The organism is Rhodopseudomonas sp. G2_2311, assembly GCF_047501505.1.
Classification (GTDB): Bacteria; Pseudomonadota; Alphaproteobacteria; order Rhizobiales; family Xanthobacteraceae; genus Rhodopseudomonas; species Rhodopseudomonas palustris_H.
Genome location: NZ_JAZDRK010000008.1, coordinates 121,935 through 135,805 on the forward strand (window position 1 = coordinate 121,935; position 13,871 = coordinate 135,805).

Consider the following 13,871-nt stretch of genomic DNA (forward strand, 5'->3'; position numbering starts at 1 on the left):
GCCTGCATATGACCGAGGCCGTTATCGTTTCAACCGCGCGCACGCCGATCGGCAAGGCGTATCGCGGCGCCCTCAACGCCACCGAGGGCGCCACGCTGCTCGGCCACGCCATCGAGCACGCGGTGAAGCGCGCCGGCATCGACCCGAAGGAGGTCGAGGACGTGGTGATGGGCGCGGCGCTGCAGCAGGGCGCCACCGGCGGCAACATCGCCCGCAAGGCGCTGCTGCGCGCCGGCCTGCCGGTGACCACCGCCGGCACCACCATCGACCGTCAGTGCGCGTCCGGCCTGCAGGCGATCGCGCTGGCCGCCCGCTCGGTGATCTTCGACGGCGTCGAGATCGCGGTCGGCGGCGGCGGCGAGTCGATCTCGCTGGTGCAGAACGACAAGATGAACAGCTTCCACGCTGTCGATCCGGCGCTCGAGGCGATGAAGGGCGACGTCTACATGGCGATGCTCGACACCGCCGAAACCGTGGCCAAGCGCTACAACATCTCGCGCGAGCGCCAGGACGAGTATTCGCTGGAAAGCCAGCGCCGCACCGCGGCGGCGCAGCAGGGCGGCAAGTTCAACGACGAGATCGCGCCGATCTCGACCAAAATGGGCGTCGTCGACAAGGCCACCGGTGCGGTGTCGTTCAAGGACATCACCCTGTCGCAGGACGAAGGTCCGCGGCCGGATACCTCCGCCGAAGGCCTTGCCGGTCTGAAGGCCGTGCGCGGCGAAGGCTTCACCATCACCGCCGGCAATGCCAGCCAGCTGTCGGACGGCGCCTCGGCCACGGTGATCATGAGCGACAAGACCGCGGCCGCGAAGGGCCTCAAGCCGCTCGGCATCTTCCGCGGTATGGTCTCCTACGGCTGCGAGCCGGACGAGATGGGCATCGGGCCGGTATTCGCGGTGCCGCGCCTGCTGAAGCGCCACGGCCTCAGCGTCGACGACATCGGCCTGTGGGAGCTGAACGAAGCCTTCGCGGTGCAGGTGCTGTATTGCCGCGACAAGCTCGGCATCGATCCGGAGAAGCTGAACGTCAACGGCGGCGCGATTTCGGTCGGCCATCCCTACGGCATGTCGGGCGCGCGCCTGGCCGGCCACGCGCTGATTGAAGGCCGCCGCCGCAAGGTGAAGTATGCAGTGGTGACGATGTGCGTCGGCGGCGGCATGGGCTCCGCCGGCCTGTTCGAGATCGTGCAGTAAGCCTCACGGGAGTCATTCCGGGGCGCGAGCGCAGCTCGCGAACCCGGAATCCCGATGTTGCTGCGGCACCACTCAACAGCTCGAGATTCCGGGTTCGCGCTTCGCGCGCCCCGGAATGACGAATGATAGTTTCGTAGACGAATTCGACCCAAGGAGGATCCGATGGATCTGAATTTCAGCAAAGAAGAGATCGCGTTCCGCGACGAGGTGCGGCAGTTCTTCAAGGACAATGTGCCGGCCAAGACGCGGCAGAAACTGATCGAAGGCCGCCACAACACCAAGGAAGAAATGGTCGAGTGGTACCGCATTCTCAACAAGAAGGGCTGGGCGGTGACGCACTGGCCGAAGGAATACGGCGGCACCGGCTGGAGCAGCGTGCAGCACTACATCTTCAATGAGGAGCTGCAGGCCGCGCCCGCGCCGCAGCCGCTCGCCTTCGGCGTGTCGATGGTCGGCCCGGTGATCTACACCTTCGGCAGCGAGGAGCAGAAGAAGCGCTTCCTGCCGCGCATCGCCAATGTCGATGATTGGTGGTGCCAGGGCTTCTCCGAGCCGGGCTCGGGCTCTGACCTCGCGTCGCTGAAGACGAAGGCGGAGAAGAAGGGCGACAAGTGGATCATCAACGGCCAGAAGACCTGGACCACGCTGGCGCAGCACGCCGACTGGATCTTCTGCCTGTGCCGCACCGATCCGGCCGCCAAGAAGCAGGAAGGCATCTCCTTCATCCTGGTCGACATGAAGACCAAGGGCATCACCGTCCGTCCGATCCAGACCATCGACGGCGGCCATGAAGTCAACGAAGTGTTCTTCGATGACGTCGAAGTGCCGCTGGAGAACCTGGTCGGCCAGGAGAACAAGGGCTGGGACTACGCCAAGTTCCTGCTCGGCAACGAGCGCACCGGCATCGCCCGCGTCGGCATGTCGAAGGAGCGCATCCGCCGCATCAAGCAGCTCGCCGCCCAGGTCGAGTCCGGCGGCAAGCCGGTGATCGAGGATCCCAAGTTCCGCGACAAGCTGGCGGCGGTCGAGATCGAGCTGAAGGCGCTCGAGCTCACCCAGCTCCGCGTCGTCGCCGATGAAGGCAAGCACGGCAAGGGCAAACCGAACCCGGCGTCCTCGGTGCTGAAGATCAAGGGCTCCGAGATCCAGCAGGCGACCACCGAGCTGCTGATGGAAGTGATCGGCCCGTTCGCCGCGCCCTACGACGTCCATGGCGACGACGATTCGAACGAGACGATGGATTGGACCGCCCAGATCGCCCCCGGTTACTTCAACAACCGCAAGGTCTCGATCTACGGCGGCTCCAACGAGATCCAGCGCAACATCATCTGCAAGGCGGTGCTCGGGCTGTAAGGCCCCGCCGCTGTCATTCCGGGGCGCTCACGAAGTGAGCGAGCCCGGAATCCATAACCCCTGCCGGGAGTATGGATTCCGGGCCTGCGCCCAAGAGGGCGCATCCCGGAATGACGAAAGGTGCGCGTTTCGCTCAGGATTACTTTCGGACTTCAAGGAAGCATCACGATGGATTTTGATTTGTCGGAGGAGCAGCGCCTCCTCAAGGAAAGCGTGGAAGGCCTGCTGAAGGGATCTTACGATTTCGACAGCCGCAAGAAGTACGCCAAGGAGAAGGGTGGCTGGAGCCGCGCGGTGTGGGGCAAGTTCGCCGAGCAGGGCCTGCTCGGCCTGCCGTTCGCCGAGGAAGACGGCGGCTTCGGCGCCGGCGCGGTCGAGACCATGATCGTCATGGAAGCGCTCGGCCACGCGCTGGTGCTCGAACCCTATCTGCCGACCGTGGTGATCGGCGGCGGCTTCCTGCGCCGCGCCGGTTCGGCCGCACAGAAGGCGGCGCATCTGCCCGGCATCATCGACGGCTCCAAGACCTTCGCGTTCGCCCAGCTCGAAAAGAACTCGCGCTGGGATCTCGGCGACGTCTCCACCACCGCCAAGAAGAACGGCGACGGCTGGGTGATCGACGGCGAGAAGTTCGTGGTGCTGAACGGCGAAGCCGCCGACACCCTGATCGTCACCGCCCGCACCAAGGGCGGCCAGCGTGACCGCGCCGGCATCGGCGTGTTCCTGGTGCCGGCCGATGCCAAGGGCATCACCCGCAAGGGCTATCCGACCCAGGACGGGCTGCACGCCGCCGACATCACCTTCACCGGCGTTCAGGTCGGTGCCGATGCGGCGATCGGCGATCCGGAGAACGCGCTCGAGCTGATCGAAGCGGTGGTCGACGACGCCCGCACCGCGCTGTGCGCCGAAGCGGTCGGCCTGATGGATGAATCGCTCACCACCACGGTCGAGTACATCAAGACCCGCAAGCAGTTCGGCGTGCCGATCGGCTCTTTCCAGGTGCTGCAGCATCGCGCCGCCGACATGTTCGTCGCCACCGAACAGGCCCGCTCGATGGCGATGTTCGCCACCATGGCGGCCGAGTTCGACGACGCCAAGGAACGCGCCGGCGCGATCGCGGCCGCGAAGGTGCAGATCGGCAAGTCCGGCAAGTTCGTCGGCCAGCAGTCGATCCAGCTCCACGGCGGCATCGGCATGACGATGGAAGCCAAGATCGGCCACTACTTCAAGCGGCTGACCATGATCGAGCAGACCTTCGGCGACACCGATCACCACCTCGCCCGCGTCAGCGCCGGCGGCGGGCTGATCTGAGGAAGGTCTCTCAACGGGTCATTCCGGGGCGTTCACCACAGTGAGCGAACCCGGAATCTCGGCCGCACAAACAACCTCGGGATTCCGGGTTCGCGGGCTTCCGCTCGCGCCCCGGAATGACGACAACATCCTCGTCATTGCCGGGCTCGACCCGGCAATCCATCCCAAGACGATGGATGCGCGGGTCAAGCCCGCGCATGACGTGGTCACGCGGGGCTGCCGCGTTCCGCCATAAGTAACAATCAACAACAAGTCCCAGGGAGCCTCGCCATGACCCTCAATCCGTTCGATCTCACCGGCAAGGTCGCCGTCGTCACCGGCTCGTCGCGGGGCATCGGGCGGGCGTCGGCGGAGCTGCTGGCCAAGCTCGGCGCCAAGGTGGTGATCTCGAGCCGCAAGGCTGACGCCTGCGAGGAAGTGGCTGACGGCATCCGCAGGGAGGGCGGCGATGCGCACGTCATCGCCTGCAACATCTCGCGCAAGGCCGAGGTCGAGGGGCTGATCGACGGCGCTACCGCCAAATACGGCAAGGTCGACATCCTGGTCTGCAACGCCGCGGTCAACCCGTATTACGGCCCGCTGCTCGATATCGCCGACGAGGCGTTCGACAAGATCATGGCCTCGAACGTCAAGAGCAACATCTGGCTGTGCGCCCGCGCGATTCCGCAGATGGCCGAGCGCGGCAGCGGCTCGGTGGTGATTATCTCGTCGATCGGCGGCTTGCGCGGCTCCACCGTGATCGGCGCCTACGGCATTTCGAAAGCCGCCGACTTCGCGCTGTGCCGCAGCTTGGCCGGCGAATGGGGCCCGAAGGGCGTCCGCGTCAACGCCATCGCGCCGGGCCTGGTCAAGACCGACTTCGCCCGCGCGCTGTGGGAAGACGAAGCTAACCTGAAGCGCCGCACCGCCGGCACCCCGCTGCGCCGGATCGGCGAGCCGCACGAAATCGCCGGCGCCGTCGCCTATCTGGGCTCCGACGCCTCGACCTTCATGACCGGCCAGACCATCGTGATCGACGGCGGCGTAACGACCGCGTCGGTGTAGGCCTTTCCATCGTCATTCCGGGGCGCTCACGAAGTGAGCGAACCCGGAATCCATAACCGCCGACGTTGCTGTGAAGCACAGCATTGCGATGCTGTGCGTGACGACGTGTTTCAGGGGTTATGGATTCCGGACTTGCGAGCTGCGCTCACAATCCGGAATGACGGGTGGACCGGCTGCGCCTAATACACATCCTGCTGATAGCGCCCCTGCTTCTTGAGTTCGGACACGAACGCCGTCGCCTCTGCCGCCGAGCGGGCGCCATGTTGGGCGACGATGTCGACCAGCGCGCGTTCGACGTCCTTGGCCATGCGCTTGGCGTCGCCGCAGACGTAGAGGCTCGCGCCTTCGGTGAGCCAGCCCCACAGGTCGCGGCCGACTTCGCGCATCCGGTCCTGGACATAGATCTTCTCGCCGCTGTCGCGCGACCATGCCAGCGTCAGCCGGGTCAAATGGCCGGCGTTTTTCATCGCCTTCAATTCGTCCTCGTAGAAGAAGTCCGAGGCCGAACGCTGATGACCGAAGAACAGCCAGTTCTTGCCGGGAGCTTGGATCGCGCGGCGCTCGTGCAGAAAGGCGCGGAATGGTGCGACGCCGGTGCCCGGGCCGATCATGATGATCGGCCGGCTGGAATCCGACGGCAACGCGAAATTGTGGGCCTTCTGCACATAGGCGCGCAGCGTCTCGCCCGGCTGCACCCGCTCGGCGAGGCCGGTGGAGCAGACCCCGAGCCGCTGCCGCTTGCCGATCTGGTAGCGTACGCAATCGACCGTCAGCGACAGCCGGCCGGGCGTGGTCTTCGGCGACGACGAGATCGAGTACAGCCGCGGCTGCAGCGGATCGAGCGCTTCGATGAAGGCTTCCGGATCGGGACGGAGGCCGGGGAATTTCTCCAGCGCGGCGAGCACGTCGAGCGTTGCGGCATCGCCGTCCGGATCCTCGCCGCTGGCGAGCGCGCGCGCCTTCTTCCGCTTGTCGCCGCCGGTGATGTAGCTGATCAGCTGGAACAGCATGTCGGGCGCGGGGGACAGAGAAACACTGTCGAGCAGCGTCTGCCGCAGCGTCGATTGCGCAATCGGAAATTCCGCCGGCGCACCGAGCGCGTGCAGGACGGCGTCGACCAGCGCCGGATCATTGGTCGGAAACAGCCCGAAGGAATCGCCGGCCTCGTAGCTCAGGCAATCCTCCAGCTCGAACTCGACGTGCCAGGTCTCCTTCTCCGAGCCCGGCGTGTTGAGCCGGCGTCGTGACAGCACCTTCGCGGTTGCCGGATTGTCGCGCGAGGTGCCGCGCGGCGGCAGCGCCGCGACCGGGGCTGCATCGGCGGCAAGTGAGGGGGCGCTATCCAGCGTCGGCGCGGTGCCGATCTGTTCGGCCAGCGTCTTCACCATCCGTGCGGTGTCCTTGCCGCCGGGGGCGCACAGGTTCAGCCGCGTCTCCTTGCCGTCGAAGATCGCGCCCGAATAGTTGCGGCAGTCGTAGCCGCATTGGCCGCAATCCTGCTGCGCCATCGCGGCCATCAGCTTCCAGCGCAGCGGCTTGCCCTCCGCAAGCTGCATCCGTTCGCCAATCGGCAGGCTCTGGTCGTGCCATGGCGCGCCGCCGTCGTCGTCTTCGGCTGCAGGCGCCGGCCCGCCGGCGAGCAATGCTGCGGCCTGATCGGCGGACAGGGCGGTGACGCCTTGCCCATCGAGCGATACCAGGCCGGCGAAGAAGCCGTTGAGCCAGGCGCGTTGCTCCTCGGAGAACGGCGCGGTCTCCGGCACCAGGAGCGGGATCGGCGGCGGCAGGTTCTGGCTCATGCCACGGTCTCCGGTGATGGCTCATAGGCGAACAGTTGCTGCAGCGCCGCCGCATCGTGGCAGCGGACGAAGGCCAGGAAGGTTTCGGCAGGCGACGCGCGCCGCGCCAGGTAGGTCTTCAGCATCCCCGCGATCACGCGTGGGACATCGTCCTGCTTGACGTCGCGCAGCACCTCGGTGCCGATCGCCGCATCAACGCCGAAGCCGCCGCCGACATGGATATGAAAGCCTTCGACGCTGTCTTCATCCGAGATCGCCACCTTGGCGCCGATCAGGCCGATGTCGCTGATGAAGTGCTGGGCGCAGGAGTTATGACAGCCGGTGAGATGGATGTTGATCGGCGTGTCGAGCGGCACGCGCGGCTCGCAATATTGCGCGATCGCTTCCGCGGTTTCCTTGGTATGCGCGGCGGCGAAGCGGCAGCCGCTGGCGCCGGTGCAGGCGATCAGTCCGGCGCGCAGCGGCGAGGCGGTGACCGCCAGTCCCAGTGCCTCGATCGCCGTGGTGGCCTCAGCCACACGCGCATCCGCCACGCCGGCGATCAAGAGGTTCTGCCACACTGTCAGCCGCAGATCGCCGTCGCCGAAGCTGCGCGCGACCTCGGCGAGCCCGCGCATCTGTGCTGACGTGAGATGACCGGTGGCGAGCCGGACGCCGATCCAGTTCAGCCCTTCCTGCTTTTGCGGATGCACGCCGAGATGCGCGGCGCGATCCTGCGCCGGGCGCGGGGATGCAGCTTCGGTGGGCACTCGAATCAGCTTGCGGCCGAGTTTCTCCTCGACAAGCTCCAAGTACTTGTCGAAGCCGAACGCATCGAGCACGTATTTCAGCCGCGCCTTGTTGCGGTCGGTGCGATCTCCGTGCTCGATGAACACCCGCACGATCGCGTCTGCCACCTCGGTCGCCTCGTCGGGCGCCACGATCACGCCGGTGTCGCGGGCGAAGTCCTTGTGGCCGGTGATGCCGCCGAGCGCGAGGCGAAACCAGATGCCGGGCGCGACGCCGTGACCGTCCGCGATCTGCACCGCCTGGAACGCGATGTCGTTGGTGTCCTCCAGCGTCGGGATCAGTCCGCCGCCGTCGAACGCGACGTTGAACTTGCGCGGCAGCCCGAACAGCGCGCGCTCGTTGAGGATGTGGAAATGCCAGTCGCGGGCGTAGGGTCGCGTATCGATCAGTTCTTGCGGATCGATGCCGGCGGTCGCCGAGCCGGTGACGTTGCGGATGTTGTCGGCGCCGGAGCCGCGCGCCCACAGCCCGAGGCTTTCGATGCCCTGCAGGAGCAGCACGGCGTTCTTCGGCGCGATCTCGCGCATCTGCAAATTGGCGCGCGTCGTGACATGCGCGTAGCCGCCGGCGAGGGTGTCGGCGAGATCGGCGAGGCCGGCCATCTGCCACGATGTCAGGATGCCATTCGGAATACGCAGGCGGCACATATACGAGGTCTGCGCAGGGGCGACGTAAAACAGCCCGTAGTAGCGCCAGCGGAAATTGTCCGCCGGCTTCGGCGCGGCGTTGTCGCGTGCCTGCTGCTTCAGCCGGCCATAGGCGTCGAACGGATGCTGCTCGCGCTTCCACTTCTCCTGGTCGTTGAGCTTCTTGCCCGACGCGGTGACGCGGTCCTGCGCTGCAATGTGGATCGCGTCCGGGCCGCTCGGCGCCGCGGCACCGCCGGCCGGCAGGCTGCCGCGCGCGGCGCGCGCCGCGGTGACGCCGGTGGCGAAGCCTTCGAGATAGCGCTTCTGGTCGATCGAGAATTCGCTGCCCATCGCCGCCTCACGCCGCTTGCACGGAGAGGGGCAGGGCGCGGATCAGCTCGGCGTGGTGTCGCCGTAAGCCGCCGCCAGCATCGTCTCGGACAGCATCGCGTAGGCGTCGCGCCAGGCCGCCGCCAGCTCCGGCGTCCAGTCGGCGCCGAGCTCGCGCTCCAGCGTCCACAGCAGCGCTGCGCCGAACGGCGTGTAGTGCGCGGCGCTGACGCCGTAAGCGATGTGCAGCCGTGCCAGCCGCCCCGTGGCCGGCAGGATGGTGTCGAGCGCGGTCAGCCCGGTCACCACCACGTTCAGCGTGCTCATCAGCTTCTTGCCCTGCCGGCGCATGTCGCCGTGAAACAGAGCCCGCAGCTCCGGCGCGGTCGCGAACAGCCGCTCGTAGAACAGCGTCGCGGTCTCGTCCGAGATCGGCGTCAGCCGCGCGAAGCTCTGTTGCACTAATGCGATCGCCTGCGGCGTCATCACGATCCTTGCTTGCGATGTGGTTTCGCCGACATCCGTACACGAAGCGCTGCATCGACCAATCCCCTTTGCACGGGGCGCCTCGAACCGACGAAAAAAAGCCGCTGCCTGGTTGCTCGCGGAGCGAGGCCAGGACAGCGGCGTTGCTGTCGGAGTTTCGATGACGCCAGGACGCCCCACCGGCATCCCGCAAAGATAGTTGAGCGAATTTCGTGCCAATCGCTGGCAGGAAGTGGATTTGCTCGGATTGTCAGTCGCTTAGCGGCTCGCGTGGGGGATGCCGGAGCCTCCTCGAAGCCGCTGTCCTGCGCTGCCCGGTTGAGCAGCGTGGCGACGAAATGTGCAGCGCAGCAGCGATCAGGCGGGGCGATGGTCGGGATAGGCGGCGCCGATCATCCGCGCCGAGATCACCGCATAGACCTTGCGCCATGATTGCTCGACATCATCGTTCCAGAACCCGGCGAGCTGCCGGCCGAGACTCCAGAGCAGCGCTTCGCCGACCGGCGCGTAGTGATCGGGGCGGACGCCGTAGCGGACGTGATCGACCGCGAGCTTGCCGGCGACCGCGTACAGACCGGTGAGATTGTCGAGGCTGCCGACCAGCACCGCCAGGGTCTGGATGAACTTATCCTTCATCCGGGTCATGTCGCTGCGAAACAGCGTCCGGCTATCCGGCGCGATCTCGAACAGCCGGGCGTAGAACTGATCGGCCATCTCGGTCGAGCGCGGCCACATCAGGTCGAACGAGGTCCGCACCCGGTGGATGTCGGCGGGACTGAGGGTCGCGAGCGGACTCATGACGCGGTCTCGTGCGGGGCTCAGCGCCGGATCGTCATCCGCGCCAGATAGCCGGCGATGTCGTCCGGATCGAACGGCGCGCCGGTGCACTCGCCGATGCCGTCGGCGGGCGCTTTCGGCAATGCAGGAGCCGTGCCGACCGCGGCGTCATACAGGTCCGGCCGAAACACCGCCTTAGCGGCGGCAAGCAGGTCGGCCGACAGCGGCGCCTGTCCCCAGCGCACCATCTGGGCGTAGTTCCACGCGCCCTGCACCGGATCGGGCCGCGCCGCGGCCTCGCGCCCGACCAGCAGATAGCGGTCGCTGCTGCGCAGCGTGCCGTCGGCCGCGACCTTGAGCCGGCCGTCGAGCGTGCGGCGGATCAGCTCCGGCGTCACCTCGATCCGCCCGGGCGCGGCGAGCAGGGCGCACACCTCGTCGCGGTTGGCGACGTCTTCGATGTAGTCGGCGGCGCGGACATGGGCGCGGATCAGCGCTTGCAGCACCTCGGGATGCTGCGCGGCCCAGTTCGCCCGCACCGTCAGCATCTTCTCGGCGGCGCGCTGAAACAGCTCGCTGGTGAAATGCAGGATGGTGCCGATGCCGAGATCGATCGCCACCGAATTCCACGGCGCGCCGACGCAGAAGCCGTCGAGATGCTTGCTGGCGAGGCTCTCCACCATGAATGGCGGCGGCAGCACCACCAGCCGCACGTCCTCGTCCGGATCGACGCCGCCGGCGCCCATCCAGAACCGCAGATCGTAGTTGTGGCTGGAGAACGGGAAGGTCATCCCGAAGGTCAGCGGCTCCTGGCCCTTGGCGCGGCGCTCGGCGACGACCCGTGCCAGCGCGCGTGCCGATACCACCGGATCGGCGACGTCGCCGTCGGCCATCGCGACGATCGCGGCATGCAAGTCCGGCGACACCGTGATGGCGTTGCCGTTGACCCCCAGTCCGAAGCCGGAAATCACCGGCACTTTGACGTGGCCGATGCCGAGGCTGGAAGCGACCGCCAGCGGTGCCAGCAGATGCGCGGCGTCGAACAGGCCGATGTTGAATTTATCGCGGACGTTGGCCCAGGAGATCTCGCGCACCAGCTCGACGTCGAGGCCCTCGGCGGCGCAGAAGCCCTTGTCGGCGGCGACGATCAGCGCGGCGGCGTCGACCAGCGGGATGAATCCGATGCGCAGCCGCTCGCTCATTTCAGCATCTCCGAAGCCGTGATCACCGACTGGGCGATCTCGGCGATCTTCTTCTTCTCGTTCATCGCGGTGGTCCGCAGCAGCACGTAGGCCTGCTCCTCGGTCAGGCCCTTGGCCTTCATCAGGATGCCCTTGGCGCGGTCGATCACCTTGCGGTCTTCGAGCGCCGAGCGGGCGTTGCTCAGCTCGGTCTCGAGCTTGGCGAAGGCATTGAAGCGCGAGATGCACAGATCGAGGATGTGCTTCATCCGCTCCTTCTTCAGCCCGTCGACGATGTAGGCGGAGACGCCGGCATCGACCGAAGCCTGGATCGAGGCGGTGTCGCTCTGGTCGACGAACATCGCGATCGGCCGCTTCACGATCCTCGAGACCTGGAACATCTGCTCCAGCATGTCGCGGCTGGGGTTTTCGAGGTCGATCAGGATCACGTCCGGATCGATCTGATAGATCCGCGCCAACAGATTGGTGGTGCCTTCGAGATGGGTGATTTCTGTCATCCCGGCCTCGCGCAGGCCCTCGGTGAGAATCGCGGCGCGCACCGGGTTCTCATCGACGATGACGATGTTGAGCGAATGGTCCATCAGTCGCGGCGGTACCTATGGAGGGTTGATGGCAGCACAAACCACATCCCGGTCGGCAATTGAAGCAGATTGATTGTGCACCGCCGGCGCTCCCAGGTTCAAACCCGGCAGCGGTCCCGGGCTGGTTTTTCAGCCGATATTGACGGCGAAACCGCGATCGGGTGGGGTGGGCAAAACCGTTCCGTCATCATCTCCGGGAAGAACGCTGATGCCTTTCGTCATGGCCATCGATCAGGGCACCACCTCGTCGCGGGCGATTCTGTTCCGCTCCGACATTTCGATCGCGGCCTCCGCGCAGCAGGAATTCCCGCAGCATTTCCCGGCGTCCGGCTGGGTCGAGCACGAGCCCGAGGATATCTGGGCGACGACTATCGCCACCTGCCGCGCCGCGATGGACAAGGCCGGGGCCACCGCCGCCGACATCGCCGCGATCGGCATCACCAACCAGCGCGAAACCGTGGTGGTGTGGGATGCTGTCTCAGGCCAGGCGATCCACCGCGCCATCGTCTGGCAGGACCGCCGCACCGCGGAGTTCTGCACCCGGCTGAAGGCCGAGGGGCTGGAGCCGATGGTCACCGCCAAGACCGGGCTGATCATCGATCCGTATTTCTCCGGCACCAAGGTCGCCTGGCTGCTCGACAACGTGCCCGGCGCGCGGGCCCGCGCCGAGCGCGGCGAGCTGAAGTTTGGCACCGTCGATTGCTATCTGCTGTGGCGGCTGACCGGTGGCAAGGTCCACGCCACCGACGCCACCAATGCCTCGCGCACGCTGCTTTTCAATATTCATGATGGCGCCTGGGACGACGGCCTTCTCAAGTTGCTCGGCGTGCCGCGCTCGATGCTGCCGGAGGTGAAGGATTCCTCGGCGCATTTCGGCGACAGCGTGCCGGAGCTGTTCGGCGGCTCGATCACCATCCGCGGCATCGCCGGCGACCAGCAGGCGGCGACCATAGGCCAGGCTTGCTTTACCCCGGGCATGATCAAGTCGACCTACGGCACCGGATGCTTCGCGCTGCTCAACACCGGTGCGACGCCGGTGAAGTCGAACAACAAGCTGCTCACCACGGTCGCCTATCAGCTCGACGGCAAGCGCACCTACGCGCTGGAAGGCTCGATCTTCGTCGCCGGCAGCGCGGTGCAGTGGCTGCGCGATGGCCTCGGCGTGATCAAGCACGCCTCCGAGACCGGGCCTCTCGCCGACAGATCGGATTCGGCGCAGAGCGTGTATCTGGTGCCGGCGTTCGTCGGCATGGGCGCGCCATATTGGAATCCGCGCGTCCGCGGCGCGCTGTTCGGCCTGACGCGTAACACAGGCCCGGCGGAACTCGCCCACGCCGCGCTGGAGAGCGTGTGCTACCAGACCTTCGACCTGTGGGCGGCGATGCGCGCGGACTGGCCGGATGCCGATGCTGCCACCACAGTGCTCCGCGTCGACGGCGGCATGACCGCGTCGGACTGGACCATGCAGCGCCTCGCCGATCTGCTCGACGCCCCGGTCGATCGCCCGGTGATCCAGGAAACCACCGCGCTCGGCGCCGCGTACTTGGCTGGCCTCAGTGCAGGCGTGTTCCCCGAACCGCAAAAATTCGCCGACAACTGGCGCCTCGACCACCGCTTCCGCCCCGCAATGAGCGCAGCGACGCGCGAGCGCAAGCTCGCAGGTTGGGCGAGGGCGGTGAAGGGGCTGCTGGCGACGGACGAGGGGGAGGGGGCTTAGCGGCTACGTAAGCGAGAGTTTAGAGGCTGATGGAGAAAATGTGTTTCGCCGGGGCAGCCTTTTGACAATGCTTCGGCACGCTGGAGTCCTCTCGTTCGTCATTCCGGGGCGCGCGAAGCGCGAGCCCGGAATCCATAACCCCTATGCCTGGTGTAAATTGAGGCCCATCCTCTGCGCATCACCGTAATTGAGAGCGCACGGCGTATAGAGCGCGCAATCCGGAATGACGAGAGAGGAGCTGTGTTTAACATTCCATCGTGACCTGCGTTGTCTCGGTATGACGTGGTGCGACGCCGTCGCGCTCCGCGCTAACTGCAAATCCCCGGATAAAGATCCACCCAGTCCGGGTTCTGGTCTTCGATCAGCCTGATCTTCCAATCACGCCGCCACTTCTTGAGCTGTTTCTCCCGCGTGATCGCGGTGACGGCGTCGTCGTAGATCTCGAACCACACCAGCCAATCGACGCCGTAACGCTCTGAGAATCCTGGCGCTGACTTGCTGCGATGTTCGTGTACGCGTCGCACCAAATCGTTGGTCACGCCAAGATACAGCGTGCCATGCTTTCCATTGGCGAGCAGATAGACGTAGTAAGGCATCGAAGCCGACCTAGATGCTGTTCAGCAAGCCTCTCGTTCGTCATTCCGGATTGCGCGCCGT

The 13,871-nt window shown here is 66.2% G+C and carries 12 protein-coding genes; 5 read left to right on the forward strand and 7 right to left on the reverse strand.

Annotated features, from left to right (window positions below):
* The first annotated feature begins 8 nt into the window (after positions 1 to 8).
* The 4 genes from VRZ08_RS13370 (at position 9) to VRZ08_RS13385 (ending at position 4,904) form a co-directional block, all read left to right on the forward strand.
* Complete coding sequence (locus VRZ08_RS13370) at positions 9 to 1,196, forward strand: acetyl-CoA C-acyltransferase (RefSeq protein ID WP_264074259.1); 1,188 nt, start codon at positions 9 to 11, stop codon at positions 1,194 to 1,196.
* 162 nt (positions 1,197 to 1,358) lie between these two features.
* Positions 1,359 to 2,549, forward strand: coding sequence for a pimeloyl-CoA dehydrogenase large subunit (pimC, locus tag VRZ08_RS13375; RefSeq protein ID WP_011159252.1), 1,191 nt, complete (start codon positions 1,359 to 1,361; stop codon positions 2,547 to 2,549).
* 168 nt (positions 2,550 to 2,717) lie between these two features.
* Positions 2,718 to 3,860 carry a pimeloyl-CoA dehydrogenase small subunit gene (gene pimD / locus VRZ08_RS13380; protein WP_414532834.1) on the forward strand — a complete coding sequence of 381 codons (1,143 nt, stop codon included), beginning with the start codon at positions 2,718 to 2,720 and terminating at the stop codon, positions 3,858 to 3,860.
* A gap of 270 nt (positions 3,861 to 4,130) precedes the next feature.
* Positions 4,131 to 4,904, forward strand: a complete 774-nt coding sequence (locus tag VRZ08_RS13385) for an SDR family NAD(P)-dependent oxidoreductase (RefSeq protein WP_414532835.1) — start codon at positions 4,131 to 4,133, stop codon at positions 4,902 to 4,904.
* Positions 4,905 to 5,083: 179 nt separating this feature from the next.
* Here VRZ08_RS13385 and VRZ08_RS13390 read toward each other — a convergent pair whose 3' ends face one another.
* The 6 genes from VRZ08_RS13390 to VRZ08_RS13415 form a co-directional block, all read right to left on the reverse strand.
* Positions 5,084 to 6,703, reverse strand: a complete 1,620-nt coding sequence (locus tag VRZ08_RS13390; protein WP_414532836.1) for a sulfite reductase subunit alpha — start codon at positions 6,701 to 6,703, stop codon at positions 5,084 to 5,086.
* Positions 6,700 to 8,472 carry a NirA family protein gene (locus tag VRZ08_RS13395; RefSeq protein ID WP_414532837.1) on the reverse strand — a complete coding sequence of 591 codons (1,773 nt, stop codon included), beginning with the start codon at positions 8,470 to 8,472 and terminating at the stop codon, positions 6,700 to 6,702. The genes VRZ08_RS13390 and VRZ08_RS13395 overlap by 4 nt, the downstream gene beginning before the upstream one ends.
* A 42-nt stretch (positions 8,473 to 8,514) precedes the next feature.
* Positions 8,515 to 8,937, reverse strand: a complete 423-nt coding sequence (locus tag VRZ08_RS13400) for a globin family protein (protein ID WP_264053026.1) — start codon at positions 8,935 to 8,937, stop codon at positions 8,515 to 8,517.
* 357 nt (positions 8,938 to 9,294) lie between these two features.
* On the reverse strand, positions 9,295 to 9,735 hold the full coding sequence (locus VRZ08_RS13405) for a globin domain-containing protein (RefSeq protein WP_012497109.1): 441 nt from the start codon (positions 9,733 to 9,735) through the stop codon (positions 9,295 to 9,297).
* A gap of 20 nt (positions 9,736 to 9,755) precedes the next feature.
* Positions 9,756 to 10,916 (reverse strand): CmpA/NrtA family ABC transporter substrate-binding protein, encoded by a 1,161-nt coding sequence (locus tag VRZ08_RS13410; RefSeq protein WP_414532838.1) that lies wholly within the window; start codon positions 10,914 to 10,916, stop codon positions 9,756 to 9,758.
* On the reverse strand, positions 10,913 to 11,497 hold the full coding sequence (locus VRZ08_RS13415; RefSeq protein ID WP_047310094.1) for an ANTAR domain-containing response regulator: 585 nt from the start codon (positions 11,495 to 11,497) through the stop codon (positions 10,913 to 10,915). Before VRZ08_RS13415 ends, VRZ08_RS13410 begins: the two co-directional genes overlap by 4 nt.
* A 208-nt stretch (positions 11,498 to 11,705) precedes the next feature.
* Between VRZ08_RS13415 and glpK the strand changes: the two genes are divergently transcribed.
* Positions 11,706 to 13,214, forward strand: coding sequence for a glycerol kinase GlpK (gene glpK / locus VRZ08_RS13420; protein WP_414532839.1), 1,509 nt, complete (start codon positions 11,706 to 11,708; stop codon positions 13,212 to 13,214).
* A 308-nt stretch (positions 13,215 to 13,522) separates the two neighbouring features.
* Here the strand turns inward: glpK and VRZ08_RS13425 are convergent, their stop codons facing one another.
* On the reverse strand, positions 13,523 to 13,810 hold the full coding sequence (locus VRZ08_RS13425) for a GIY-YIG nuclease family protein (protein ID WP_414532840.1): 288 nt from the start codon (positions 13,808 to 13,810) through the stop codon (positions 13,523 to 13,525).
* Between the last annotated feature and the right edge of the window lie 61 nt (positions 13,811 to 13,871).